The sequence below is a fragment of the Flavihumibacter cheonanensis genome (assembly GCF_022352215.1).
Lineage (GTDB): Bacteria > Bacteroidota > Bacteroidia > Chitinophagales > Chitinophagaceae > Flavihumibacter > Flavihumibacter cheonanensis.
On sequence record NZ_JAKRWF010000004.1, the window covers coordinates 438,818 to 464,627 of the forward strand.

Sequence of the window (25,810 nt, forward strand, 5' to 3'; positions counted from 1 at the left end):
ATCCTCGAAATTGGCTCAAAAAAGCCATTAATTGGCTCATAAAACTCAATAATTGGCTCAAGACTGCATAACTAAACCGATGCAAGTTCAAAGGCATAATCCTGGTAGCCTATAATGGCTTTTTTGGCTTCAAGCTCTTTCCACGCTTTTTCGTTATGACTTAATTCTACAATTTTCCAGGTTGAAGTATTTGCAAACCTGTCAGTTATAATGGAAAGTGTTTTTATTTCCTGCTCACTAAAAAGTGTATTATCAAATTCGGATTCCGAAATAAATAGCTCTCTGGCACCACCTGTGGACGTTTCTAAAAATTGAGAACTTATGACTTGTTCATTTTCAAGGTACGTGTAGATTGAATCATAGTTCGTTGGTACAGGTCCATATTTTATTGCCCGATAGCTCAACCCGGATATTGATACGCCATACATTTTGTAATGAGTAAAGTCGGCAAAAAATAACTGTTTGTTCAGTTTCAATTTATCGTTGAATTCTGATTTCGAATGCTGAATAAAATAGCTAATTAGGTTTGCAATTTTTGTGGCTTCAGGTTTTTTATAACCGGTAAAATTGTTAGGACGATTGTAAATATTCAGCATTTCGCAAGGATCATTTTTCTCCTTTTCAGATTGAAGGAGCCATACAACTCTATCTTTTGCTTTCTTAAACGTATTTTCTGAAAAATTTTCTTTTGCATTCTCCAGAAAATTCAAAAATGTTTGTGGTTCGGATGCAGCCCGTATTAAATTTCCGTATGCAGGCGTTGGAATTTCTCCATGTTCATAATTGCTATATCCATTGGCGCCTAACCCCAGCACTTCACTCATTTTGGAAGCAGCTAATCCATATTTCTCCCTGATTGCAGCGATTTCTTCAGGGAAAGGAATATTGTTCTTTTCCCGATATTGGTTATGAGCCTGCAATAAACTTATCGTATCTGTTTCCGTTGTTGTAAATTCTTCACCACATTTTTCACATTTATAAAAATGGGCAACAATTTTAAATATCTCCTTTCGGTATGCTAACTCTTTTGCTTCTTTCTTAAGAATAGCACCCCCATCACAATACGGGCATTCAATCCTTTGCTTCATGGTCATTTGGTTTTTAGTGGGTAGTTCATAGGGCGCTCTGCAATATGAAATGACATGCAATCAGCCGGCTTTTTTGGTTGTCCAGGACTGATTTTAATGTAGACTTCTTTTCCTTTTATTCGGATACCAAATTCATAATAGTCGGGTTTGTTAGAATCATATGTATCCTTATTTGGACCGGAATAATAATCTTCCGCTTTTAAACTCATCAGATATTCCTTTCTGGCAAATGCCGAGATATCTAATTCCGCCAAATCATTGAGATTCTTGTCTCTTGGCCTGAAGACAACATCAAATACCCTAATCTTTTCTTTTAGTTGGGTTAGGAATTGGTCAATCTCCTGTTTTGTGGCCATTCGGGCTGCAAAGTTATTTAATTATTCAATTATAATGTGTTAATAAGTTAAATATAATCATAAAAATCCACTATTTAGTGGATTTTAGGATTATGCCTACATCTTCTTTTCGTTCTGACAATTGGAGTTTCCAGTAAAAGGATTGCGCGGGCAGCTGTGTCGGAAACCAGTTTCTCCCTTCCTGCGAAAGTATCAGCAGGCCCGTTTCATTTCCAATCGCTGCGAAATTCTCCAGTACTGGTTGCTTCACAAAGGGAAGCAATCCATGTTCAGTTTCGAGCTTTTCCACCAGGCTGGGCACATGCGATGTGACGATGCCCAATTCACTCACGCGCAACAACTGTTCCGCACCAAATGCACCACTTGCTTCTTCTTTCTGATCGTGCCTCACAATACATTCCAGCAAATTGCCGGTTGTATCAAAAAAATAAAAGGACTCTGCCTGCCAGTTTGCAAAATTCATAATGTGACCCCCATCCGGCAGCAGCAATACCTCCACCCGCGCTGCGAACCATTCGAATGCCTCCTGCAGCTTATTACGGGGGATATCAAAAGCCATATGATAAACCGGCTCAGCCCCAACCGGCTCAACACCCTCCGCGTCCACAAATACCAACTTTGTATCCCCCAACTGAAAGGCCAGTTTTCCGGCCCCCCTTTCCACTACTTCCAATCCCAATACCCCGGAGTAAAATTCAAGCGTCCGCTTTAAATCAGGACTCGCCAGTTCCAATTCAACTATCATCGTTTCTGTTTTAATAAAGTTACTTGCATTCTGTATTTTCATAGTTATGTCGGCTCTCTTACTTCAGTCTATTCGCTCCCTGGTTTCGGTTACCGACGACCAATGGCAACGCATTGAAGCAGCCACCGTGCAACGCTCCTTCAAGAAGGATGAGTTTATTAGTCGCGATGGCGAAATCAACCGCTTCACCAATTTTATTGAATCCGGCAGCCTGCGCGTGTTTCATATCGACAGCGATGGCCAGGAACGTGTGATCCAACTCGGTGTGAGAGGCTGGTGGGCGAGTGATTTTGCCAGTTTTACCAACCAGCAACCCGGACTGCTTCATGTGCAGGCGCTGGAACCTACTGAACTTCGTTCCTTTTCCTATGAGGCAGTAAATCGCCTGTTTGAAGAAGTGCCAGTTTTTGAACGCTTCTATCGCCTGCTGATTCAACGTGCGTATGCGGCTTTCCAAAACCGGGTACTTCAAAACCTGGGTATGGATGCTGAACAACGCTACCTGCAATTCCGGCAACTCTATCCGGATCTGAATGACCAGATTTTTCAAAAACATGTTGCATCCTACCTGGGTATCTCAGCCGAATTTCTCAGTAAAATCAAAAAGCGGGTTTACGAACTGGACAAACAACAAAAAAGGGCTACCAAACCCTCCTAAAATACAAGCCATAATTACTGTAAACCCGTCCCTCTTTTCCAAATTCATCCAATGTGATACCTGCTCCCACCTGGTTCTTTTTTACCTGCATGCCTAACCGAAAAGCCTGGTAACTTCTATTGTGTCCCTTTACTCCCACACTGCTCATGCCCTGGTAACGAACTACCACCGGCCATTTTTTATCCGCTCCTAGTTTATATTCCACCAGGCTAAACAATTCATAAGCCTGTACCCGGGAAAGATTGGCTCTCGGTGATAAAAGCAGTATCCCCTGCTTCAGTTTCCATTTGAATTGAAAAGCTACGGATGGTTGATACCCGCCTACATTGGTATAAAACAAGCCGGATTTCACAGCAACTTTCTCTGATAAATGATAAACTAGATAACTCTGGTTCATGAGTTCATCTTTGGGCAGGTTCTTACCTGATCCCTTTTCATAGTATTTTATGATGGTTCCTAGTTGCTGCCAGCTGAATTTACCAGAAGCATTCAAGGGAAATTCCACCGAATGCATTTGGTGGAAGTATCGGTTGCCAGGCATCAGTTCTACATTCCCGGTTTGTGCAACCGCTGCACCTGAAAACAAAACCAACAGGAGTACAATTCTTATCATGGTGATCAATTGAGACACCAAAACTCATTCTCCTGACAACTATAAAAAATGAACCAGTTCAAGTTCTACGCTCCAACAACTTGAACCAGTTCATTTTTTTGCCTTCCAAATCGATTCAGTTTTGTGTTTCAAAATTTTTAAACATGAAAAAAGTATCTCTTTTATTACTCAGAATCACGTTTGCAGTGGTCGTTTTACCACACGGTTGTCAAATGTTATTGGGCTGGTTTGGTGGCTATGGCTTTGATGGCACCATGCAGTATCTCACACAAACGGAGGGACTTCCATGGCTGGTTAGCTTTGGTGTGATCCTCCTGGAATTTGCCGGTAGCCTGGCCATCCTGGCAGGAGCTGCAACGCGACTTATTGCTCTTGGTATGATTGGTCTCTTTATTGGTATGATTGTTACCAGTCACTGGAATCATGGCTTTTTCATGAACTGGTCGGGCAGCCAGGCAGGAGAGGGATTTGAATATCATATTTTGGTAATTGGAATTTCTGTTGCTTTGCTGCTCGAAGGTGCCGGCCAATGGTCGGTAGATGCTATCGTACAGAAAAAACAACAACATGTATTCCAATAAGGAAATTATTCAGCGTTTATACCAGTTCTTCAAACAAAAGGACTTTGATCAGCTTCGATTGCTGCTTTCCGAAACGATCCGTTGGGAACAAATGAAGGGATTCCCCAATGGAGGAATTCATACCGGAAGAGAGCAGGTAATTTCTCACGTGCTCGCAGGATTTGATACCAACTGGGAGGAGTGGAAAGCAGTGGTAGAAGAATTTATTGAAGCAGGTGATTCGGTACTGGTAACCGGCTATTATGAAGGCAGGTATCGCAACACCGGCAAATATATGAAGGCCGATTTTTTACATCTGTATAAGTTGGCATCCGGACAAGTAACCTCTTTTAAACAGTACACGGATACGTTTGAGATTTATGCGGCCACACAGCGAGGCTGACAGCCGTATATTTGAGGAGACTAAAAGCTGTCGCTATGCCGATTACTTCCATCAATCCTGCAACCGGTCAACCAATTCAATCCTACACGGAGCACAGTCCTCAGCAAGTGCAGGAAAAAATTGAACAAACTCAGGAAGCCTGGAAAGCATGGCGACTCACACCCATGGCTACCCGCACCGAAAGGCTCCGGCAACTGGCAACGGTGCTGCGCAACCGAAAAAAGCAGTTGGCTGAATTGATGGCAATGGAAATGGGCAAGCCTCTTCAACAGGGATTGGCAGAAGTGGAGAAGTGTGCGCGTTGTTGTGAGTACTATGCAGAACACGCAGCAATACATTTGCAGGATCAGCTCATACCTACAGAAGCCAGCAAGTCCTATGTGAGCTTTCAACCCCTTGGTATTGTGCTGGCCATCATGCCCTGGAACTTTCCCTTCTGGCAGGTAATCCGTTTTTTAGCTCCTGCCCTGGCTGCGGGGAATGCGGCCCTGCTCAAACATGCTTCCAATGTACCTGGCTGCGCCATCGCAATAGAAGAAATGGTAATCGAAGCAGGTTTCCCACAGCAGCTGTTTCAAACCTTGCTTATTAGCAGCAAACAGGTGAACGCTGTATTGGAGCATCCCCATGTGATGGCTGCTACTCTTACTGGCAGTTCTCCGGCCGGTAAACAGGTGGCACAGAAAGCAGGCTCTTTGCTCAAGAAGGTAGTACTTGAACTGGGAGGGAGTGATCCCTATATCATTCTTGCAGATGCCGACCTGGAAGCAGCTGCTGAAGCCAGTGTAAACAGCCGGCTTATTAACAGTGGGCAGTCGTGCATAGCAGCCAAACGATTTATAGTGGAAGCGCCCATCGCTGAAGCATTCACCCAGCTTATGCTTCAAAAAATGAAAGCCAAAAAGATGGGTGACCCATTGGATGAAACAACCGATATAGGTCCGCAGGCCCGTGCTGATCTCAGGGATGAATTGCACGAGCAGGTGAAGCATTCGATTGAAAAGGGGGCAGTTTGCCTCCTGGGCGGACAAATCCCAGAAGGAAATCATGCGTTTTATCCGGCAACCCTTCTAACAAATGTACAACCTGGTATGCCGGCTTATGAAGAGGAGTTGTTTGGTCCGGTTGCTGCTGTTATCAAAGCAAAAGATGAAGCCGATGCCATCCTAATCGCCAATGATACTGAGTTTGGTTTAGGTTCCGCCATTTTCACCAGGGATCTTGCAAAAGGAGAGCGCATCGCCCGAAATGAATTGCAATCCGGTTCCAGTTTCGTGAACCAGCTGGTGCAGTCGGATAGCCGGCTTCCTTTTGGCGGAATTAAAACCTCCGGTTTTGGAAGAGAACTCGGTATGTTTGGCATTCATGAATTCGTGAACATCAAAACGATCTCTATTAAGTAATTTTATTACTAAGAACCATGGCAGAAGATAAAGAAGTCACGATTTACGATATTGCCAAACACCTCAATTTATCCGCGGCTACGGTCAGTCGGGGTTTGAAAGGCAGTACGCTGATCAATAAGAATACCCGGAAAAAAATCCAGGAAGCTGCCAAGGAATTGGGGTATCGATCCAATACTTTTGCCAGTAACCTGCGCAGTAAACAAAGCCTCACGCTAGGCGTACTTACCCCCAGGTTAAATAGTCATTTTGTATCTGCTGCCCTCGCTGGCATGGAAGATGTAGCTAGTAAGGAAGGGTATCGGCTGATTATTTCTCAATCGCTCGAAGAGGTGGAGAAGGAGAAGCTGAATGCGCAGAACATGTTCAATAACCGGGTGGACGGACTCCTGGTTTCGCTGGCTGCCAATACCGAAAACCTGGATCATTTTGAGCCTTTTTTCAATCGCCGTATACCGGTGGTATTTTTTGACCGCGTGGCCAATCATCCGGATAGTATTTCTGTTGTAATTGATAATTATACCGCGGCCTATAATGTAACCAAACACCTGATAGAGCAGGGCTGCACCCGGATTATGCACCTCGGTGGCAACCTGCTGCGCAATGTGTACAGCGATCGCCTAAGGGGTTTTAAAGATGCACTGAAAGAGCATAATCTGTCCCTGCCGGCGAAATTCCACCAGGTGAGTAATCTCTCCAGCGAAGCAGGCGCCCAGGCTGCTGAATGGATTCTTTCTTTGCCACCGGATAAACGTCCCGATGCAGTGTTTTCTGCCAACGATACTGCCGCAGTTTTTTGCATGCTGCGGTTAAAAGCAGCTGGGATTAAGATCCCGGATGAGATCGCGTTTGCCGGCTTTAACAATGATCCTATTAGCCTGGTGATCGAGCCGAATCTAACCACGGTTGATTATTCCGGCTATAATATTGGGAAAACAGCTGCCAAGAACCTGATCAATCACCTGAAAGGCGTGATTGATATTTTTATGACGGATACCATCTCTTTACGCGCGGAACTAATTATTCGGGCGTCGTCGAAGAAGAAGTGAGATGTCAGACGTGAGAAGGGAGGAGGGAGACGGGAGACGGGAGGTCAAGAAAATATATTTCCGTAAAAAATACCGGAAAAAATTTAAATTCGGCAAATTTGTGGTTGGATAAGGTCATATGAAATTTGTAGCGCTGAAACAAAAAGGTTACCTGGTTCTGATACTGTCTTTGTTGTTGATTATTCTTGGATCGGTTCTTTATTTCCGGAATCTTCAGCATCAACAGGAGTTAGGCCGTCAATTGGTAGCCAATGAGCAGAAGTCCAACTTATTGCTCGAACTGAATACCCTGCAATTAAAAGCCTTGAGGGACAAAAGAGGGTATCAATTAAATCGCCTGGAGAGTATGCGATTCTCCTACCTACAGCACAAACAGCAAGCTGCTGCACTTTCCAGAAATTTAGTGAATCAATTTCGAACTGATTCTCTGCTGAACCAGATTGAATTGTTGAAGCGCATAACAGAGGAACGTTTTGCAGATTGGGACAGGCAATTAATGCTCTTCGCTACACTTCCCGAAGCAGAAGCCAATCAAAAAATCAGAGAGTATATCTCAAAGAATATTCCGCTGGCAGAACGTTGGGAAGAAAATTTAGTAGGGGTACAGAATGAATTGAATAAAAGAAGTGAAATTCTTTCGGGCAAACTTGATAAGCTATCTGATCAGAATAATATCAGTTTTATTATACTGCTGGTGGTAGTAATTGGATTGTTGACCTGGTCTTATTTTGCACTCCGGAATCAGGACTACATGAAAGAGCGAAATGAGACGGCCATGCGGATAAATGCTGCTATCCGTTCAAGCAGGCAGGAGTTTAGTTCCGCCTTTGAATTTGCATCCATTGGCATGGCGCTTGTAAGTTTGGATGGAAAATTTACAAGAGTTAACAGTAGCTTATGTAAACTCCTGGGGTATTCTTCCAAAGAGTTAAAAGCACTCAGCTTCCAGGAAATTACGCACCCGGATGATCTGAATACCGATCTGGGATATGTTGAGAAAATGCTCTCAGGAGAAATTGACTCCTATTCCATGGAGAAGCGGTATTTCCGTAAAGATGGAAGCATTATCTGGATCAATCTTAGCGGATCCAAAGTAAATGATGCGGAAGGAAAGCCCTTGTATTTTATTGCCCAGATTGAAAATATCAACGAGTGGAAAAAGGCGCAAACGGAACTGCTTCAGCAAAAGGAGCGTATTTCCAATATCCTGGAAGGTACCCATGCTGGTACCTGGGAGTGGAATGTTCAAACAGGAGAGACTCGCTTTAATGCAGTATGGGCAGAAATTATTGGTTATACACTGGAAGAGTTAGGCCCTATTAGTATTGAAACCTGGTTGAAATATGCGCATCCGGATGACCTGGCCGAATCAGAGAGGAGATTGAAAGCCTGCTTTAATCGCGAAGCTGATTTTTATGAATGTGAGTGCCGCATGAAACACAAGGATGGTCATTATGTTTGGGTGCTTGACCGGGGTAAGGTAATGAGCTGGACGGAAGACGGAAAACCGCTTTGGATGTTTGGTACGCATCTGGATATAACAAAGTCCAAAGAACTGGAACTTCAATTAGTGCAACAGAAGGCATTTATTGACTCGGTGCTGCAAACGATCAATGTTGGAATTGTTGTATGTAATAATGAAGGTCGGCTTACGCTCTTTAATAATGCTACAAGGCAAATGCATGGCATAGAAGAAAAAGATTTGCCTGCTGAGGAATGGGGGGCTTATTACCAGTTATTCGAAGCCGACAAAAAAACGCACCTAACTACAGAACGTATACCCTTATACAGGGCATGGAAAGGAGAAAGTCCCATAATTAGTGAAATGGCTATTAAGCACCGATCCGGTAAAATGATTGATGTACTGGCAACGGGTACAAAAGTAATTGGGGCAGGTGGGGAAACAATAGGAGCAGTGGTAGCCATGACAGATGTTACACAATTGAATACCATCCGGCAGCAACTAGCAGAAAGTGAAGCCAAGTTTCGGGGCATATTTAATTCCACCCTCCAGTTCATTGGTTTTTTGAAGCTCGATGGCGAATTGATAGAAGCCAATCAGACGGCGCTTGATTTTGCCGGACTTACAGTCGAGGATGTAAAAGGAAAAAAATTCTGGGACTGTTACTGGTGGCAGAAAGATGAGCAAACAAAAACAGAGTTGCAACAGGCGATTGCAAAAGCAGCAGCCGGTGAATCGGTGGTTTATGAAGTGGAAGTGCTTGGAAAAAATCAACAGATAATAACTATCCTTTTTAGCCTTAAGCCACTTTTTGATTCAAGTGGCAAGGTGGTAGCTATTATTCCCGAAGGCCGCCCTATTGATGAAATTGTTCAGGCCCGCCATCAACTGGAACAGAAGAATGAAGAATTGGAGCAGTTTGCATCCATTGCAGCGCATGATTTGAAAGAGCCATTGAGAATGGTTGGTAATTTTATGAGTTTGCTGAAGGCAAAACATTCTTCGCAACTGGATAGTACCGCACTCAAATATGTTGATTTTGCAGTCAATGGCTCCAACCGAATGAGCCAACTGATCACCGACTTATTGGATTATGCCAAGGTTGGTAGTGAAGAGGTTCCTTTTGAATCCATTGATCCGGAACCCATGTTGCTGGATATTCTCTCTTTAAATGACTCTTTAATTACGGAAAAGGGAGTTAAAGTCAGCTGGTCTAAACTTCCCAGTTTCCGGGGGCAACAAACAGCTATCAAGTTACTCTTCCAGAACCTGATCATGAATGGTATCAAATACCAGGAACCGGATCATGCACCTGTTATTCGTATAACGGGTAAAGAATTAGCTGAAAACTGGCTATTCAGCATCGAAGACAATGGTATTGGTATTCCGGCACAGTATCATGAAAAGATTTTCCAGGTATTTACCCGCTTGCATTCGAAAGACAAATACAGCGGTACAGGTATGGGTCTTGCTACCTGTAAAAAAATTGTTACCATTCATGGTGGCAGAATCTGGGTGGAATCAAAAGAAGGAGAGGGGAGTTGTTTTCATTTTACGATTAGTAAGTCGGTATAAACAAAAGCTGTATTTTCATCCCGGAAAATTCAACGGATATGAAAACCACAGATCTCCATACCTGGCTGGAAGAGCTGGAGCATCCGCTCAAACAGGAAATGTTGGAATTGCGTGAAATTATTCTGGAAGCGAATAAACAGCTTACTGAGCATATCAAATGGAATGCGCCCAGTTATTGTATCAATGAGGAAGACCGGATAACCTTCAATCTACGTGCTAAGGATAAGATCCGGCTCGTATTTCATTGTGGAGTAAAAATCAAAGCCCGTAAATTAAAAGGTAAAATAAGTTCAGACACACAGCAATGGCTGGAATGGGCTGCTGAAGATCGGGCATTGCTTTCCTTTAGCGACATGATTGAAATCATGCAGAAAAAAAAGACCATTCAGCAAATCATCAAAGAATGGATTAAGGTGACTTCCTGATGCTTAAAAATTTTCTGTCAGCAATACCGGTGCCTGTTTGCGGCGATTTAATTTTTTGGTGAAGAAATCAAGGTTGTGATACACACTGAGCCGTGGGATATGCCTGCTCTCATATACATTCGGTGCTCCCCGATGCCTGAAAGTCCACATATAGGCAAGTTGCAATTGTATATTATCATTCAGGATATATCCCAGTCCCGCTGTTACCCGGTTGTCTTCAAAATGATCATAGGTAATGGTCTTTCCCGCCTGCATAAAGATCTCTTCAGATAAAGCAAGAAACAGGGTTTTCTGCTTGAGTTCTGTGCTGTTCAACGGAACATAGGCCAGTATCTTATACCGGAACCGGTGTGTCAGATTAAAGGAGGAGTTTTTGGTGAAATCTCTTCTCCATCGTTGTTCCAGCCTGAACTGGTGATAGAGCTTGACATGGTTGATCGGTTGCACCAACAGGAACTGCTGCCAAAACCGGAATTGCGGCACTACTTTATCAATATTCGGAGCCTCCTTGTTTGGCGCCCAGTAAAAAGGTGTTACAATTCCCGCGGTTACTTCAAACTGTTTGTTTACCAGGTAGGTGAGTCCGAAGCGCAGGTACAATTGTCCCATGTCATTGATGAACTGGTTTCTTCTCCGGTAATTGTATTCACCATAATAAAACAACTTTTCACTTAGCCTGTATTTCGTATAGAGGCCAAGCCAGGTTTCTGTGTTATTGGTAATGGTTTTACCTGGCGCGGGTGCTTGCTGGCTAAATGCCTGGTAGTGCAACACCAATCCGATTATCAAAGTGTAATATCTCAGCTTCCTGCTCATACCTTTATCACTTCCAGTTTGTCCTGTATGCTGCTGCCTTTCCTCAGTTTTCGTTCGAGTTTGCGGGTGTCTTTATCGTGCAGAAATAGCAATCGTTCCTGGATATCATAGAGCCGGCGAATACCTGTCCGTACTTCAGATATTGATGGATTGATACTGATTTGTTTCAGCAAATCCGAATACAGTTCAACGGCAATGAGATCATATAATTTCTTTTTAATCCTGCGTGGAAATTTATCATTGAACGTGAAGGGATCGAAGGTGTAAATGGTGTACAGGCTGTCTATTCTTTTGGATCGAACGGGTAACCGTACTGCGATTTCCTGGATCATCTGCACGGATTCCAGCAAATAGGTGATGGAGTCAGCAACCATGGAATTCGTAAAACTTTCATAGAGTCTTGGATATTCCATTTCCATGAAATAATGCTTGAGGTGCGCCATAAGAGGCTCGATGGAAGCATCGTAACTACTGTCTTTCAATTGCTCTTCCACTTCTTTTTTGAGTGCGTTGACTCTTTGTATAAGTGCTTGTTTTTCCCGACTTACAGCCTGCTCGCGACTGATCCCTTTCAATTCACCCAGGATGGAATCTGCTTTTTGTTTTCGCAGCTCAAAATTGCTGCTGATATAACTGAGGAAATCCGTTGTACTGAATACGGGAACTTCATATTCAATTGTACGAATGCTACTGTCTGCTTTTCTGATTTCATCTCTGTCGAGTAATTCTCTGGCATATTTGATCAGTTCCCCTTTGCGATAATAATATTCGATCTCTTTCCTTGAAAGAATATTGTTCCAGGGTTTGATATAATCGAGGATGTATTCCTGCCGGTTGGTCCAGTTACGAATCCAGGTGAGTGCGGGAGCATTGGCAGTAGCCAGGCTGGTATCCAGTTCTGCTTTGATAGTATTCACTTTTTCACGGTAAGAATATTCGAGGTCGGGCCATTTATCCAGCAAGTTTTTTTCTTTCTGTGTAAGTACATAAAAACCGCGGTTGGTTCCAACTGGTAAACCATTGGTTGGTATATATCCGGGATCATACTGGAACAATTGCCTTAACATTTCTTCCAGGTACTGATTGGCATCTTTTTGTGCAAGCAGGTATTCAGAGGTTCTTGGGTAACCATCACTGAAACTGAGGCTAACCGGAAGATTGACTGCCTGGTCTTCTCCTGATGCTTCGTTTAAGGATGCCTGTATGAGCTGGCTGAGCGGGTATTTCAGGTTGGTGATGGTATCTGACTGAAATGCTTTCGTAAGTGAAAGCAGAAATCCTTTTTTATACTGTCGTTGTTCGCGGATCAGGCTATCGCCTTTCCGGATGTCAAAATTCCAGACACTATCCATCAGGCCGTTTTTGGCAAACCCGCTAACCCTGCCACTGCGGGTGGAATCCATTTGGTAGTACAATTCAATTGGTCCATTGATACGCTGATTTTGGAGGACCGTCTTTAATTTTTCTGTCTGTTGTACTGCTTCTTTATTTAGAAAAACTGTTCTGATTAGTTCCCATTCCTTATCAGGTAAATCATTGGTATAATGGGCTTTGATAATTCTTTCTTCTGTTTTTAACTGGTATTGTACATCCCATTCTTTTACATCTTCCAGTTGAACCCATTGGCGGGTTTTTTTATAGGTCCAGGTTCCCTGTTTTTTGTTACCTGCATATTGTCCCTTCCACTCTTCGTAAATGAAAAGAGATGGATTCAGACTGTCTCTTTTTTTGGATTGAAACTGAAAGGGGCCCTCTTTGATTCGTTTCCCTTCTTTATTGAGATAATAAGTAAACCGGGCATGTCCGGATTGTCCAAGTATGGGCTGATAACTACTGTCGTAGGATCTTTTTTCCTGAGCTGAGAGCTGAACAGCCAGAAAAAGTAAACAGGCAGTAAGGGTTTTAGTGTAGAGGTTCATAACATTCGAACCGCTATTTTCAAGAACAATGCCAGAACAGGCTGTTTATTTGAACGAAACCTTTTTATATTGCCGTTTTACCGGAAAAGCCGGAATTCTAATTTGGTTTTAATCTCATTACATGAAACATTCTCCTTTGATCAGCAATGATGCGGTTGTTTTTGGCATTTTGATGGGCCTGCTGGCACTGGTTTTTTATACTTCCAAACTGGAGCATAAGGGCTTTAAGAAATTTTATAGTGTGGTTCCGGCATTGCTGCTCTGTTATTTTATTCCGGCATTGCTGAATACATTTGGAGTTATTTCAGGAGAACAATCAGCTTTGTATCCAATGGCTTCACGGTACCTGCTACCAGCCAGCCTGGTACTGCTTACTATTGGAATCGATATTAAAAGTTTGCGCCGGCTTGGAGGCAAATCGGTCCTGATTTTTTTTGCCGGCACCATAGGAGTAATCCTGGGCGGACCGATTGCCATGGCTATTACAGGAGTTCTGTTTCCTGAATCACTGTATTTTGAAGGGGAGGAAACCTGGCGCGGACTGGCCACCATTGCAGGTAGCTGGATCGGTGGTGGAGCCAACCAGGCGGCGATGCTGGAAGTATTTGGATCTGGTAAATCCTTATTCGGACAAATGATTGCAGTAGATGTGCTGATCGGAAATATCTGGACCGGTGTGCTGCTTTTTGGGATCACGAGAAATAAAGCAATCAACAAATGGCTCAGGGCCGATGATAGTTCTATCGTAGAGTTGGAGCAACGCGTGGAGCAGATGAAACTGGAGCAGGGTGCCATGAAATCCGGCGTAAGTCCCTGGATCCAGGTGTTGGGAGTTGCTTTTGCCTTTACGGCAATTTCACATCTTGGTGGCGATTGGCTGGCCCCCTGGTTTGCTGAAAACTACCCTGCATCCGCCAGTTATAGTCTAACGAGTACTTTTTTCTGGATTGTAATCATTGCCACTACACTGGGCATGGTGGCTTCGTTTACCCCACTCCGTAAGTTGGAAAATTCCGGTGCTTCTGATATCGGTACTGTTTTTCTGTATGTGCTGGTGGCTACCATTGGCATGAATATGAACCTGAAGGCATTGGTGAATAGTCCGGTTTTCTTTCTTACCGGCATCATCTGGATGTTGGTGCATATCACTGTACTGTTGATTGTAGCCCGCTGGATTAAAGCACCTTATTTCTTTGTGGCAGTTGGAAGCCAGGCCAATATCGGGGGCGCAGCTTCCGCACCGGTGGTAGCCGGTTTCTTCAACAAGTTCCTGGCACCGGTAGGGGTGTTGCTGGCAGTACTGGGATATGCAGTGGGTACTTATGGTGCTTATATATGTGGACTATTAATGCAGGCCGTTTTTCATTTTCTGCGATAGTACCTGTTGCGGATCCATTTTTCGATTTCCACTGCATGAAAAATAACTGCAGCAATACCGATACAGATCAATAAATCCTCCAGGCTCAAGGGGGCAGTTTTAAAAATCTTATTGGCAAAAGGCAGGTAGATTACTCCCAATTGAATGAAGAAAGTTCCTATCACTGCAATGGCCAGGGATGGATTCGAGAATAGTCCTTTTTTATAAATAAAGGTATGATCACTTCGGATGGCGACTACATGTCCCAATTGTGCCAATGATAAAACCGTAAACACCATGGTCTGCCAGTTTTCATGATTGGTTTGTATGGCCCAGGCTTGTGTGCCAAGTGTTACCACGGCCATTAAGAGTCCCACCCATACGATATGATAACCTGTTCCTTCTGAGAACAAACCCTCATCTGTTCTGCGGGGTGGGCGTTGCATGATATCATCCTCGGCTTTTTCAGCACTCAGTGCAAGTCCGGGTAATCCATCTGTTACCAGGTTGATCCACAAAATATGAATGGGAAGCAGAGGGATTGGCATTCCTAATAAAGGCGCCATAAAGATGGTCCAGATCTCCGCACCATTACAGGTCATGATGTACTTCACAAATTTTCGGATATTGTCATAAATACGCCGGCCTTCTTTAACTGCTTTTACAATAGTGGTGAAATTATCATCCAGCAGTATCATATGCGCAGCTTCCTTGCTTACATCTGTACCTGTGATGCCCATCGCCACACCGATATTGGATGATTTCAGTGAAGGTGCGTCATTCACTCCATCTCCCGTCATGGCTACAAAATGATGTTTGCGTTGGAGCGATTGTACAATATGTAATTTTTGTTCTGGTGAAACCCGTGCATACACTTTAATTCGTTCCACTTTCTGATCCAGTTCTGCTTCTGTAAATTCTGCCAGCTCTCTTCCATTCACCACCAACTCATCTTTTTCCAGCAAACCAATTTCCCGGGCGATAGCTGCAGCTGTTTCGGGATGATCTCCCGTAATCATAACAGGCTGTATGCCGGCGGTTTTACAGGCTTTGATTGCATCTTTTACTTCTTCCCTGGGAGGATCAATCATGCCGGCCATGCCTGCAGGATGCAACTCCGTTTCCACCTGGTCGTAATCGAATGGTTCCGGCAACTGATTTACTACCCGGTATGCATAGGCGATTACCCGTTTGCCTTCTTTGGCCATGCGACTGGCTTCCTGCAGCCAGGGCTTGGGATCATAGGATTTCTCCAGTCTTTGTGCAATGGATTCAGAAGCGCCTTTTGAAACCAGGAGGTACTTATTTTCCCACCTGTGTACAGTGGTCATACATTTGCGATCTGAATCAAAGGGTAACTCAGCCACCCTGGGCAGGGTTTCCTGCAATTGGTCGTATTGTTCTTCTCCTTTGCTTTTATAAATGTATTCAACAAGCGCAATCTCTGTAGGATCACCAATCCATTTGCTATCAGCTCCTTTTTTTACATCCTGGTTCACGGCCATGCAGGTTTCGAGTAGGCCTGCGGGTAAGTTCGGTTCTTCCTTACCGTTATAGGGTACTGTTTCTACTACCGTCATCTTGTTCTGCGTAAGGGTGCCTGTTTTATCGGAACAGATGAAAGTGACAGAACCGAGGGTTTCAACAGCAGGCAGTTTGCGGATCAGCGCATTTTTGGCAACCAATCGTTTGGCTCCTCTTGCCAGGGCGATGGTGATCAGGGCTGGCAGTGCTTCCGGAATTGCCGCCACTGCAAGGGAGATGGCAACCAGTAACATGGATACAGGTTCTTCGCCGCGCAGCAAGCCCACAACAAACAAAGCAACACAGATGAGCAGAATCAGATAGGAGAGTTTTTTACCGAATTCATTCATGCGCTTTTGCAATGGCGTTAAGGCATCTCCTGTTTGCAGCATACCGGCAATTTTTCCGATTTCGGTTTGCATGCCGGTAGCAACAGCAATACCTATACCCCGGCCCGCACTTACCTGGGTTCCTTTATACGCCATATTGATCCGGTCGCCCAGGCTGCTGTCTGCTTCCTCCAGTGGTTTATGGATCTTATCAATAGGAATCGATTCTCCGGTAAGAGAGGATTCTTCAACCCGGAGACTGTGTACTTCCATCAGGCGCAAATCTGCCGGTACGAGGTTTCCTGCTTCAAGTACAACCAGGTCGCCGGGAACAATTTCTTTGGAAGATAGCAATTCCGGTTTTCGGTTGCGGATGACTGTTGCCTGCGGGGTGGCGAGCTGGCTCAAGGCATCCATGGCTTTTTCTGCCCGGTATTCCTGAACAAATCCCATAATCGCATTCAGCAGAACGATGATAAGGATGATGATGGTATCTGTAAGATCGCCTGCAATACCTGATATAATCGCAGCTGCTATTAATACCAGGATCATGAAATCATTGAACTGGTTCAGGAAAAGCAGCCAGGCTGGTTTCTTCTTTTTCTCCTGCAGTAAATTCCATCCAAACTGCGCCCGCTTTTGCTCTACAGCTGAATTGTCCAGTCCCGCTTCTGAGCTGTTTAACTCAGTGAGCACTGTTTCAATTGATTTGGTATGCCAGTTCATTGTAATTACGTATTCAGATGATACAATAGAATTAGGTTCAGAATGTATACAAAGAAAATCAGCAAAGCATCCCAGCCCAGTTTATATCGTTTACCGGCAGGCCGTACACTCAATCCAATGATAACAATTGCGGACATAATAATTGTTGCCAGTACCGATAACTGGTGACTATCCGACGCTTCCTTCAGTAATGGACCACCGGGATAAAAAATATCATCAAGTGAAAGTATCAGAATATTAAAAATATTACTTCCAAGCAGTCCTCCTACAGCCATATCTAATGCACCCATACGAACAGCAGCAATCGATACTGCAATTTCAGGTAAGGAAGTGCTTGCGGCGAGAAATAAAGTTCCTACAAAGGATTTATTGAGTCCGGCTGATTCTGCTAAATGATCTGCAAAAAAAGGCAGTGCCAGTGCAGCGAGGATAATTATTAAAGCAAAGAAAATATAATTACGCACAACCACTTTCAAAGGCATATCCGGACCTGGATGAGTTGTTTCACTGATTACAACTGCAGCTTTTAATTTCTGATCCTGCAGAAAAATGATGCGAATTGAAACCAGGTAGACAACAATAAAAATAATACTGAATATTCCAAGAATCGAACTTACTAATATATCTTCCGGGAGAAACAAACCCGCGCCTGCCAGTGTCAGTAGTATAATCCCAAGAGCAGCACTTACAATATGACTTGGGGATGCCTCACTGAAAATGGGTCTTCGTCTGGGTACAAATGCGTCCAATATAGCCAGTATGCCCAGGTTGAAAGCACAACTGCCCAATATATCGCCAACTGCCAGATCCGGTGATTTTACAATAACAACAGAGCTGATGCCTACCATCAATTCTGGCAGGGATGTGATAGATGCCATTAGAATCAGTCCTACCCAGGCTTTTCCCCAACCGGTATGTTCAGCTAACAGGTCGCCATATTTCGATAATTGCCTGCCGGCAAAGAAAATGATGAGGGCGCATGAAAGAAATCCTGCGATATAAAGCATACTAAACTCATTTATTGATTTTAATAGGCATCCTGCGAAAGTCTGGCAATTGCAAAGCCCTGCCCTTGATTCTTGTCAAGTTACACAATGATCCTGCTTAATTGACAATAAATGCGGCGCTGAGTTTGCTAATTCCCTGATTTTGTTGTATTTTTTAAAAAAATCCATCCTGGCATGAAAAAACACATTTCCCGTTCAGGGGGAATGAAGGATCGTTTAACTGGATTGCTTCAATCCGTACGCCAATGGTGGAATTCCTTCTATAGTGATGGTGTCAGAGAAAAAATCAACAATTCAAAATTAAGTTGGGAAGAGCGACTCCTGTTAATGGGGTTGGTAATCGTTGCCGGTATTTTATTGCTGGGCATCAAGTTGTATGAAAACAACCGGTCTAACCAGCAAGCCTATACGCAATTGGATGAGTCAAGGGCTGTGCTGATGGAAACGATCCAGCTAAGAACAGAGATCAAAGAACAACTGGAGGGCAGCCAGGAAAGTCCCGGTTTATCCAGGCTGAATGCACAGATTGCTACCATCCGTGCTATAAAAAAACATTCTGCTGTTCAGGAAAACCGGCTCAGGTCATTGCAGGGCATGTTGCTGAGTTGGCAGGCTTCCGGAAATCAAACCCAAACAGATGAAAAAAAGCTGCAAAACCTGCTGGATGGAATCATGGCTGAAGAACAGCGAAATCTGGAGATCCGAAAAGCCGACGTAGAGTTAGGCAATTCCATTGATCAGCGATTGTATGTGCTGTTGCTGGTAACCCTGGTAATTCTTGTACTTTTTGCCGGGTATGTGTTATATAAAAACCAGTTGGCTACACTACAGGCCAAACAACAACTGGAAAACAACAAACAGATTTTACAGTCGATCATTGATAACAGTTCCACCATGGTGTATGTAAAGGACATGCTGGGGCGCTTTATCTTCAAGAATAAAAACTTTGAAGAGGTTTTTGGCAAATCCGGAGAACACCTTAATGAAAGCCTGGATGAAACTGTTCTCGAAACGAGGACCACTACTGAGATCCAGGAAAATCTTCTTATCAATGGTGCTACCTGTCATTTTTATTCCATTCGTTTTCCATTGCTTAATAAACACAACCAGGTATATGCTACCGCCGGAATTCTCACAGATATCACGGAAATGATCCAGAAACAGGAGGCCAGTAAGGAGAAGGAGATCCTTAAAAATACATTGGCTGTTCAGGAATCAGAACGTATGGAAATTGGCATGGAGCTGCATGATAATATTACACAGCTGCTTGCTTCCGCTAAACTGATGCTGGATACAGCGATCCGTCAAACCAAGAGAAAGGATGAACACCTGGAAAAAGCCCGGGACGATGTGTTTACCGCAATTCATGAAGCAAGAAAATTATCGCATAGCCTGGTGGTACCCGGACTTGAAACCGAATCACTCACGGATGCGGTTATGCGCTTATTGGAAAGGCTCAAAACAGATAACCGGTTGATGGTTCAATTAAAACTGGTTGCCAGGAAAAAAATCAATAGCATGGAACCGGGTGTACGATTGGCCTTGTATCGTATTCTCCAGGAGCAGGTGAACAATATCATCAAACATGCGGAAGCCAGTTCCGTGCTGGTGGAACTGAGGCATGTATCGGATTCCATCCAACTGATTGTTCAGGATGACGGTGTCGGATTTGATCCAGATCAATATCAACCGGGCATTGGTTTATCCAATATCAATCGCAGGGTCAGGCACCTGGGAGGCGATTGCCGGGTACATAGCATGCCCGGAGAAGGATGCCAGCTAAAGATTCTCATTCCACTCTAGATTTTCCAAAAAAGCGAATTCCGTTTTTTCTTAAATTCACCGAAAAGCAAGTAATGGAGGCCCAACACCCAACAACAGCCTCCGAGACTCATCTGGCAAGGTCACTCGGACCCTTGATGCTATGGGGTCTTGGAGTTGGATATGTTATTTCTGGAATGTACTTCGGTTGGAATCTTGGATTAGCGGAAGGCGGCACATTGGGAATGGCAATCGCAACCGGTCTGATTATTCTTCTTTACATCACCTTTACTTTTTCTTATACTGAACTGGCTTGCTCCATCCCCAAAGCGGGTGGAGTTTTTGATTATGCACACCGGGCATTGGGAAAAAAATGGGGCTTTATTGCAGGCATGGCCCAGGTGATTGAATTTGTATTTGCGCCACCCGCCATTGCTGCTGCCATCGGGGCTTATTTTCATATTTTTTTGCCGGCTGTTCCGGTAGTAGTCATCGCTATCTTTGCCTATTTTGTTTTCACTACCTTAAATATAGTAGGAGTAAAAGCAGCTGCCAGTTTTGAATTAATCATTACGGTGTTTGCGGTATTGGAACTCCTGATTTTTGCAGGCATCACATTGCCTCATTTTGAATGGACTAACCTGGAGCAAAATGCATTGCCCCATGGTATTACGGGTATCTGGGCTTCTATTCCTTTTGCCATCTGGTTTTTTCTGGGACTGGAGGGAATTGCGAATGTGGCAGAGGAAACCATCAATCCGCAGAAGACCATCCTGAAAGGATTTGGTTCAGCCTTGCTCACCCTTATCATTCTTTGTGTATTAGTTTTTGTTTCAGGAATTGGAGTGGCAGGCTGGGAAGCCATCGTGTATGCATCACCGGGAGCGCCACCATCTGATTCACCCTTGCCACTGGCCATGGCAAAGGTAACCGGCAACAGTGGCTGGATTTATCATTTGCTGATCACTATAGGTTTGCTGGGACTCATTGCTTCCTTTCATGGTATCATCCTCGCCGCGGGGAGAGCCAGTTTTGAATTCGGCCGGATGGGTTATTTTATAAAAGCCATGGGGCGCATTCATCCCAAATTCAAAACACCTGCAACCGCCTTGCTGGTGAATATGGGTATCGGGATTCTTGCCCTGCTTACCGGTGAAACCGGTTCTATTATTACCATTGCCTGTTTTGGTGCTGTAACACTTTATATTCTTTCAATGATTACCTTGTTACGGTTACGTAAACAGGAGCCGAACCTGGAACGCCCTTTTAAAGTTCCGTTTTATCCTTATTTCCCTGTGATCGCTTTGATCATTGGCATTGTTTGTATGATTGCCATGATTACGCTGTATCCATTGTTAAGCCTGTTCTATTTTGGAATTCTGGCAATAGCTTATGCCTGGTTTTATTTCTTCGTAAAAAATAATGCTGATGAGCAACACCCAATCGCTTCAGGACCTGTTAACCTACCTGGAGAGCCAATCGATCACCAAGGTTAAGATCGCAGTTACGGATATGGATGGTATCCTGCGCGGTAAACTGATTAGCTGGGATAAATTCAAGTCAGTTGTACAATCCGGTTTTGGATTTTGCAATGTGGTGTTTGGATGGGATTCCAGTGATGTTGCCTACGACAATGTGCAATACACAGGATGGCACAGTGGTTATCCGGATGCACAGGCCACTATTGATATTTCCACCTTTCGCCAGATTCCCTGGGAAGAAAATGGTGCTTTCTTCCTGGCCGACTTTACCAACGAGCAGGGTTATAGCCTGGATATTTGTCCGCGTAGCCTGCTTAAGAAAATAGCAGCAGAAGCACAGGCTATGGGATTTTATCCTTCCTTCAGCCAGGAGTTTGAATGGTTTAACTACAAACGCCCATCCGAGATCCGGGATTTTCAATCCCTCGAACCGATTACCCAGGGCATGTTCGGTTATTCCATACTGAGAGCTTCCCAGCAATCCGCATTTTGCCAGGATCTTTTTGATCAGCTGACCAAATTTGGTGTACCCATTGAAGGTTTGCATACAGAAACGGGTCCGGGTGTATATGAAGCCGCCGTATTATATGGGCATATCCTGGAAGCTGCCGATCGGGCCGTATTATTTAAATCAGGCGTGAAAGAAATCGCGCACCGGCATGGGTACCTGGCTACTTTTATGGCCAAAGTGAGTGAAACATTACCCGGTTGCAGCGGCCATGTGCACCAAAGTTTATGGACACTGGATAAATCGGAGAACCTGTTTTATAGCAGCAGTTCGGCTAACCATATCAGTGGGTTAATGGAAAGTTATATGGCCGGACAATTGTATTGTCTTCCTTATATACTCCCCATGTTAGCACCCACGATCAACAGTTATAAGCGATTGGTAGAAGGGGCCTGGGCACCAACTACCCTAACCTGGGCAGTCGATAACCGCACAACAGCATTGCGCGCATTGCCGGGTAGTCCCTATTCAACGCGACTCGAAACAAGAGTAGTAGGTTCTGACAGCAATCCCTACCTGGCGATGGCTGCCTGCCTGGCTGCCGGTTTGTATGGAATAAAACACAAATTGAAACTGGAGATTCCTGAGACTGTGGGTAACGGATATGCGAATAAAGTACATGGTATATTGCCATCCAACCTGTATGAAGCTACCCAGGCTATGAAAAACTCACCGGTTGCCAGGGAATTATTCGGAGATGCCTTCACCGATCATTTCACTGCATCGCGTGAGTGGGAGTGGAGAGCATTTGCCAAAGTAGTAACCAATTGGGAAACACAACGATATTTAGAAATCATATAATAGCAGTTTATGACAAGTTTTGATGTAGTACGTCAGTATAATTTTCCAACTACCATTCGTTTCGGTGCAGGAGCCTCCGAAGAATTAGGACCTCATCTGAAAAGTGCTGGATTTAGTCGCCCTTTAGTAGTTACAGACCCTACCGTGCGGGATTTACCTTTCTTTAAAAAGATCCTTGCTGATCTGGAACGCCTGGGATTAAAGCCGGATGTTTTTTCCAACATTCATAAGAACCCGGTGAAGTCGGATGTACTGGCCGGCAAGCAGGCATTTCAGGATGCCGGTGCAGATTGTATTGTGGGTATTGGTGGCGGTGCAGGCATGGATGTAGCAAGAGCCATTACGTTAAGTATTCACCACCATCGGGATCTGTTTGATTATGATGATCTGATTGGTGGAGATAAATACGTTACAGAAGAAGTGCCCTATTTCGTGACATTGCCTACTACCAGTGGAACCGGAAGTGAGGTTGGTCGCAGTGCAATTATATCTGAAGATGAAACCCATCGCAAACGCATTCTTTTTTCTCCCAAGTTGCTCGCGAAGATGGTATTTGCTGATCCCGTACTGACCATGGATTTGCCACCTTTTATAACAGCAGCAACAGGAATGGATGCACTGACGCACAATATGGAAGCCTACATTGCAAAAGGATTTCATCCCATGTGTGAAGGCATCGCCTTGCAGGGGATGACCCTTATTAGTGAATCTATTGTGCAGGCAACCACTGCACCAGACCTGGCTTCCCGTTCCAAAATGATGATCGCTTCTTTGATGGGCGCCGTTGCCTTTCAGAAAGGATTGGGGGTTGTGCACTCCCTGGCGCATCCGCTTTCGTCGTTACTGGATACACACCACGGTTTGGCGAATGCAGTGAATCTTCCCTACGGAATGGATTTTAATGCACCCGGATTGGAGCCAGCGTTTCAGCGAATGGCACAGGCAATGAATGTAACAGGTGGTGATGCAGCTTCCCTGGTAGCTTATCTGTTTTATCTGAACGAACAGTTAGGCCTACCCGAAAATTTAGGAGCCATCGGAGTAAAAGAAGAGCATCTTGAAACGCTTGCGACCCTGGCGGAGGCGGATTTCTGTCACCCAAATAATCCCAAACCGGTAAGCAGGGAAGATTTCCTGGCGATCTATAAAAAAGCATTGTAAGTGTCATGAAGAAGAAAATCGGGATCAGTTTTTCTCGTACCAATTTCCAGCATTACTGGGATTGGTTTACGGAAGCAGATCTTGGCAAAGACCTGGAGCTGGTATTGTTATCGTTTGAAACACCTGATCACGAGGCGATTAAGCAATGTGATGCCTATGTATTAACAGGTGGTGTAGATATTGATCCTGTTTATTACCAGGGTGCCGCAGTATATCCAAATCAACCGGACGACTATCAACCTCATCGCGATGAGTTTGAAGCTACCATATATCGGCACGCCAAAGAAAAACAGGCACCGCTACTTGCGATTTGCAGGGGTATGCAACTGGTGCATACCCTGGAAGGAGGTAAACTGATCCAGGACCTGGGTGAGCAGAATCGCCGGCATAAAAAAGATAGTGACGAGGATAAACAACACGCGGTACAACTGCAACCCGGAAGCCGGCTGGCAGCATGGGCTGCGGATTCGGTTGGACAGGTGAATAGTGCACATCACCAGGCATTGGATAAAGAAACACTTTCAAATAATTGGCGAATCAGTGCGCTTGATGATACAGGTCTGATTGAAGCAATTGAGTGGAAAGATGAAAAGGATCAGCCCTTTCTCATTGGTGTTCAATGGCACCCGGAAAGAATGCTGAATAAAGAAAAGAATCCGCTATCACAAGCTATTAAAGAACATTTTATACAAACTATCCGAGAACAATCATGAGCACATTTAACGTTATAAATCCGGCTACTGAAGAAGTACTGGCAACGCTGGATGAAGACAACCAGCAAACCATACAGGAAAAATATAACCTGGTAAAAAAGGAACAAGCAGCATGGGCGGAAGTTCCATTAACCGATCGGATTAATTGCATCCGGCGGTTTGACCAGGCTTTGGGAGAGCAAATCGAAAAGCTGGCTGGTATCCTGAGTGATGAAGTAGGTAAGCCCATCCAGCAGGCCAGAAATGAAATTAATGGAGCAAGAGGACGCATTGCATTCTTCCTCAATAATTCAGAGAAATGGTTGCAGGATGAGTGGATGGTACTGGATGGTGCTACAAAAGAGAGAATCAGTTATGAACCGCTGGGTGTAATCGCCAATATTTCTGCATGGAATTATCCTTACCTGGTAGGTGTGAATGTGTTTATTCCTGCTTTGATTGGAGGAAACGCAGTACTATATAAACCATCGGAGTTTTCCAGTTTAACCGGACTCGCCATTCGTGACCTACTCTATCAGTCTGGCATACCCGAAAACGTATTCCAGGTAGTATTAGGCGGCGGACTGGTGGGAAGTTATCTGCTGGATCTTCCCCTGAATGGATATTATTTCACAGGAAGCAATCGCACCGGTAAAATCATTGCATCCAAAGTAGCGGAGAAAATGGTTCCCTGTCAGTTGGAACTGGGTGGCAAGGATCCCCTGTATGTTACGGATGAAGTGGCTGATATCAACCAGGTGGCTGCCGCTGCATTGGAAGGAGTTGTATACAACAATGGCCAGAGCTGTTGTGCAGTGGAAAGAATCTATGTGCACGAAAAAGTGTATGATGATTTCCTGAAGTCATTTACAGAACAGGCAAGCGCATTGAAAATTGGAAACCCAAAGGAGGAAGGAATTGATATTGGTCCGCTTACCCGCAAAGAACAACTGGCATTTATTCTGAATCAGATCCAGGATGCGCAAAACAAAGGAGCGGAATTAATAGCAGGTGGTTATCGTCTTCAGCAACCGGGTTATTATATGGCGCCGGCGGTTCTTTCTAATGTGAATCACAGCATGAGTGTGATGAAGGAAGAAAGTTTCGGTCCGGTTATTGGCATCCAGAAAGTAAGCAGTGATGCGGAGGCCATTGATTTAATGAAAGATACCAGTTATGGATTAACAGCGGCTGTATATACTTCCAATGAAGAGAGAGCAGAAAAGATCCTGAAGCAAATGAATACCGGAACGGTATACTGGAATTGCTGCGACCGGGTGAGTGCCAATCTTCCCTGGTCAGGAAGAAAGGACTCGGGTCTGGGTTCTACTTTATCTTACACTGGAATACGAGCTTTTGTTCAACCCAAAGCCTGGCATCTCAGAAAATAA

At 44.3% G+C, this 25,810-nt stretch carries 22 protein-coding genes; 14 read left to right on the forward strand and 8 right to left on the reverse strand.

Going from position 1 to position 25,810, the window contains the following annotated elements:
* Positions 1-71: 71 nt before the first annotated feature.
* From MD536_RS18345 to MD536_RS18355, 3 genes are all read right to left on the reverse strand, one after another.
* Complete coding sequence (locus tag MD536_RS18345; RefSeq protein WP_239602779.1) at positions 72-1,088, reverse strand: type II TA system antitoxin MqsA family protein; 1,017 nt, start codon at positions 1,086-1,088, stop codon at positions 72-74.
* Between the two features lie 2 nt (positions 1,089-1,090).
* Positions 1,091-1,444 (reverse strand): hypothetical protein, encoded by a 354-nt coding sequence (locus MD536_RS18350; protein ID WP_239602780.1) that lies wholly within the window; start codon positions 1,442-1,444, stop codon positions 1,091-1,093.
* 70 nt (positions 1,445-1,514) lie between these two features.
* A complete protein-coding gene (locus tag MD536_RS18355) occupies positions 1,515-2,189 on the reverse strand; it encodes a VOC family protein (protein WP_239602781.1) in 675 nt (224 codons plus the stop codon).
* Positions 2,190-2,235: 46 nt separating this feature from the next.
* On the opposite strand from MD536_RS18355, the gene MD536_RS18360 reads away from it, so the two are divergent.
* Complete coding sequence (locus tag MD536_RS18360; RefSeq protein WP_239602782.1) at positions 2,236-2,847, forward strand: Crp/Fnr family transcriptional regulator; 612 nt, start codon at positions 2,236-2,238, stop codon at positions 2,845-2,847.
* Here the strand turns inward: MD536_RS18360 and MD536_RS18365 are convergent.
* Positions 2,831-3,460 (reverse strand): hypothetical protein, encoded by a 630-nt coding sequence (locus MD536_RS18365; RefSeq protein ID WP_239602783.1) that lies wholly within the window; start codon positions 3,458-3,460, stop codon positions 2,831-2,833. The genes MD536_RS18360 and MD536_RS18365 overlap by 17 nt on opposite strands.
* Before the next feature lie 143 nt (positions 3,461-3,603).
* Here MD536_RS18365 and MD536_RS18370 point away from each other — a divergent pair, with 143 nt between their 5' ends.
* The 6 genes from MD536_RS18370 to MD536_RS18395 all read left to right on the forward strand — a co-directional run bounded on the left by MD536_RS18370 (position 3,604) and on the right by MD536_RS18395 (position 10,337).
* Positions 3,604-4,041 (forward strand): DoxX family protein, encoded by a 438-nt coding sequence (locus MD536_RS18370; RefSeq protein WP_239602784.1) that lies wholly within the window; start codon positions 3,604-3,606, stop codon positions 4,039-4,041.
* A complete protein-coding gene (locus MD536_RS18375; protein WP_239602785.1) occupies positions 4,028-4,423 on the forward strand; it encodes a nuclear transport factor 2 family protein in 396 nt (131 codons plus the stop codon). The genes MD536_RS18370 and MD536_RS18375 overlap by 14 nt, the downstream gene beginning before the upstream one ends.
* A 35-nt stretch (positions 4,424-4,458) precedes the next feature.
* A complete protein-coding gene (locus MD536_RS18380; RefSeq protein WP_239602786.1) occupies positions 4,459-5,826 on the forward strand; it encodes an NAD-dependent succinate-semialdehyde dehydrogenase in 1,368 nt (455 codons plus the stop codon).
* 17 nt (positions 5,827-5,843) lie between these two features.
* Positions 5,844-6,875, forward strand: coding sequence for a LacI family DNA-binding transcriptional regulator (locus tag MD536_RS18385; RefSeq protein ID WP_239602787.1), 1,032 nt, complete (start codon positions 5,844-5,846; stop codon positions 6,873-6,875).
* 118 nt (positions 6,876-6,993) lie between these two features.
* The gene (locus tag MD536_RS18390) at positions 6,994-9,912 is read left to right on the forward strand and encodes a PAS domain S-box protein (RefSeq protein WP_239602789.1); all 2,919 of its coding nucleotides are present in this window, start codon (positions 6,994-6,996) and stop codon (positions 9,910-9,912) included.
* 38 nt (positions 9,913-9,950) lie between these two features.
* Entirely contained in the window at positions 9,951-10,337 is a 387-nt protein-coding gene (locus MD536_RS18395) for a DUF1801 domain-containing protein (protein WP_239602791.1), read from the forward strand.
* A gap of 3 nt (positions 10,338-10,340) precedes the next feature.
* Here the strand turns inward: MD536_RS18395 and MD536_RS18400 are convergent, their stop codons facing one another.
* Together MD536_RS18400 and MD536_RS18405 are read right to left on the reverse strand one after the other, a co-directional pair.
* Complete coding sequence (locus MD536_RS18400) at positions 10,341-11,153, reverse strand: DUF2490 domain-containing protein (protein WP_239602792.1); 813 nt, start codon at positions 11,151-11,153, stop codon at positions 10,341-10,343.
* Positions 11,150-13,072 carry a hypothetical protein gene (locus MD536_RS18405; RefSeq protein ID WP_239602793.1) on the reverse strand — a complete coding sequence of 641 codons (1,923 nt, stop codon included), beginning with the start codon at positions 13,070-13,072 and terminating at the stop codon, positions 11,150-11,152. The genes MD536_RS18400 and MD536_RS18405 overlap by 4 nt, the downstream gene beginning before the upstream one ends.
* A gap of 121 nt (positions 13,073-13,193) precedes the next feature.
* On the opposite strand from MD536_RS18405, the gene MD536_RS18410 reads away from it, so the two are divergent.
* Positions 13,194-14,450, forward strand: coding sequence for a DUF819 family protein (locus MD536_RS18410; protein ID WP_239602794.1), 1,257 nt, complete (start codon positions 13,194-13,196; stop codon positions 14,448-14,450).
* On the opposite strand, the gene MD536_RS18415 is transcribed toward MD536_RS18410, so the two are convergent.
* Positions 14,435-17,008, reverse strand: coding sequence for a cation-translocating P-type ATPase (locus MD536_RS18415; RefSeq protein WP_239602797.1), 2,574 nt, complete (start codon positions 17,006-17,008; stop codon positions 14,435-14,437). The genes MD536_RS18410 and MD536_RS18415 overlap by 16 nt on opposite strands.
* A gap of 5 nt (positions 17,009-17,013) precedes the next feature.
* Positions 17,014-18,015, reverse strand: coding sequence for a sodium:calcium antiporter (locus MD536_RS18420; protein WP_239602799.1), 1,002 nt, complete (start codon positions 18,013-18,015; stop codon positions 17,014-17,016).
* 174 nt (positions 18,016-18,189) lie between these two features.
* On the opposite strand from MD536_RS18420, the gene MD536_RS18425 reads away from it, so the two are divergent.
* From MD536_RS18425 to MD536_RS18450, 6 genes are all read left to right on the forward strand, one after another.
* Entirely contained in the window at positions 18,190-19,818 is a 1,629-nt protein-coding gene (locus MD536_RS18425; protein ID WP_239602801.1) for a sensor histidine kinase, read from the forward strand.
* A 116-nt stretch (positions 19,819-19,934) separates the two neighbouring features.
* Positions 19,935-21,272 carry an ethanolamine permease gene (gene eat, locus MD536_RS18430; RefSeq protein WP_239602803.1) on the forward strand — a complete coding sequence of 446 codons (1,338 nt, stop codon included), beginning with the start codon at positions 19,935-19,937 and terminating at the stop codon, positions 21,270-21,272.
* Positions 21,205-22,566, forward strand: a complete 1,362-nt coding sequence (locus MD536_RS18435; protein ID WP_239602805.1) for a glutamine synthetase family protein — start codon at positions 21,205-21,207, stop codon at positions 22,564-22,566. Before eat ends, MD536_RS18435 begins: the two co-directional genes overlap by 68 nt.
* Positions 22,567-22,575: 9 nt before the next feature.
* Positions 22,576-23,727 (forward strand): iron-containing alcohol dehydrogenase, encoded by a 1,152-nt coding sequence (locus tag MD536_RS18440; protein ID WP_239602807.1) that lies wholly within the window; start codon positions 22,576-22,578, stop codon positions 23,725-23,727.
* A gap of 5 nt (positions 23,728-23,732) precedes the next feature.
* Positions 23,733-24,440: a gamma-glutamyl-gamma-aminobutyrate hydrolase family protein gene (locus tag MD536_RS18445; RefSeq protein ID WP_239602809.1), complete on the forward strand. Its 708-nt coding sequence runs from the start codon at positions 23,733-23,735 to the stop codon at positions 24,438-24,440.
* Positions 24,437-25,810, forward strand: coding sequence for an aldehyde dehydrogenase family protein (locus MD536_RS18450; RefSeq protein WP_239602817.1), 1,374 nt, complete (start codon positions 24,437-24,439; stop codon positions 25,808-25,810). Before MD536_RS18445 ends, MD536_RS18450 begins: the two co-directional genes overlap by 4 nt.

Excerpts from the sequence above, each read along its gene's own strand:
- MD536_RS18445 (WP_239602809.1), top strand. The coding sequence starts at position 23,733 with ATGAAGAAGAAAATCGGGATCAGTTTTTCTCGTACCAATTTCCAGCAT.
- MD536_RS18350 (WP_239602780.1), bottom strand. The coding sequence starts at position 1,444 with ATGGCCACAAAACAGGAGATTGACCAATTCCTAACCCAACTAAAAGAA.
- MD536_RS18375 (WP_239602785.1), top strand. The coding sequence starts at position 4,028 with ATGTATTCCAATAAGGAAATTATTCAGCGTTTATACCAGTTCTTCAAA.
- MD536_RS18390 (WP_239602789.1), top strand. The coding sequence starts at position 6,994 with ATGAAATTTGTAGCGCTGAAACAAAAAGGTTACCTGGTTCTGATACTG.
- MD536_RS18370 (WP_239602784.1), top strand. The coding sequence starts at position 3,604 with ATGAAAAAAGTATCTCTTTTATTACTCAGAATCACGTTTGCAGTGGTC.
- MD536_RS18415 (WP_239602797.1), bottom strand. The coding sequence starts at position 17,008 with ATGAACTGGCATACCAAATCAATTGAAACAGTGCTCACTGAGTTAAAC.
- MD536_RS18355 (WP_239602781.1), bottom strand. The coding sequence starts at position 2,189 with ATGATAGTTGAATTGGAACTGGCGAGTCCTGATTTAAAGCGGACGCTT.
- eat (WP_239602803.1), top strand. The coding sequence starts at position 19,935 with ATGCTATGGGGTCTTGGAGTTGGATATGTTATTTCTGGAATGTACTTC.
- MD536_RS18420 (WP_239602799.1), bottom strand. The coding sequence starts at position 18,015 with ATGCTTTATATCGCAGGATTTCTTTCATGCGCCCTCATCATTTTCTTT.
- MD536_RS18360 (WP_239602782.1), top strand. The coding sequence starts at position 2,236 with ATGTCGGCTCTCTTACTTCAGTCTATTCGCTCCCTGGTTTCGGTTACC.
- MD536_RS18385 (WP_239602787.1), top strand. The coding sequence starts at position 5,844 with ATGGCAGAAGATAAAGAAGTCACGATTTACGATATTGCCAAACACCTC.
- MD536_RS18395 (WP_239602791.1), top strand. The coding sequence starts at position 9,951 with ATGAAAACCACAGATCTCCATACCTGGCTGGAAGAGCTGGAGCATCCG.
- MD536_RS18425 (WP_239602801.1), top strand. The coding sequence starts at position 18,190 with ATGAAAAAACACATTTCCCGTTCAGGGGGAATGAAGGATCGTTTAACT.
- MD536_RS18380 (WP_239602786.1), top strand. The coding sequence starts at position 4,459 with ATGCCGATTACTTCCATCAATCCTGCAACCGGTCAACCAATTCAATCC.
- MD536_RS18410 (WP_239602794.1), top strand. The coding sequence starts at position 13,194 with ATGAAACATTCTCCTTTGATCAGCAATGATGCGGTTGTTTTTGGCATT.
- MD536_RS18345 (WP_239602779.1), bottom strand. The coding sequence starts at position 1,088 with ATGAAGCAAAGGATTGAATGCCCGTATTGTGATGGGGGTGCTATTCTT.
- MD536_RS18400 (WP_239602792.1), bottom strand. The coding sequence starts at position 11,153 with ATGAGCAGGAAGCTGAGATATTACACTTTGATAATCGGATTGGTGTTG.
- MD536_RS18405 (WP_239602793.1), bottom strand. The coding sequence starts at position 13,072 with ATGAACCTCTACACTAAAACCCTTACTGCCTGTTTACTTTTTCTGGCT.
- MD536_RS18440 (WP_239602807.1), top strand. The coding sequence starts at position 22,576 with ATGACAAGTTTTGATGTAGTACGTCAGTATAATTTTCCAACTACCATT.
- MD536_RS18365 (WP_239602783.1), bottom strand. The coding sequence starts at position 3,460 with ATGATAAGAATTGTACTCCTGTTGGTTTTGTTTTCAGGTGCAGCGGTT.
- MD536_RS18435 (WP_239602805.1), top strand. The coding sequence starts at position 21,205 with ATGAGCAACACCCAATCGCTTCAGGACCTGTTAACCTACCTGGAGAGC.
- MD536_RS18450 (WP_239602817.1), top strand. The coding sequence starts at position 24,437 with ATGAGCACATTTAACGTTATAAATCCGGCTACTGAAGAAGTACTGGCA.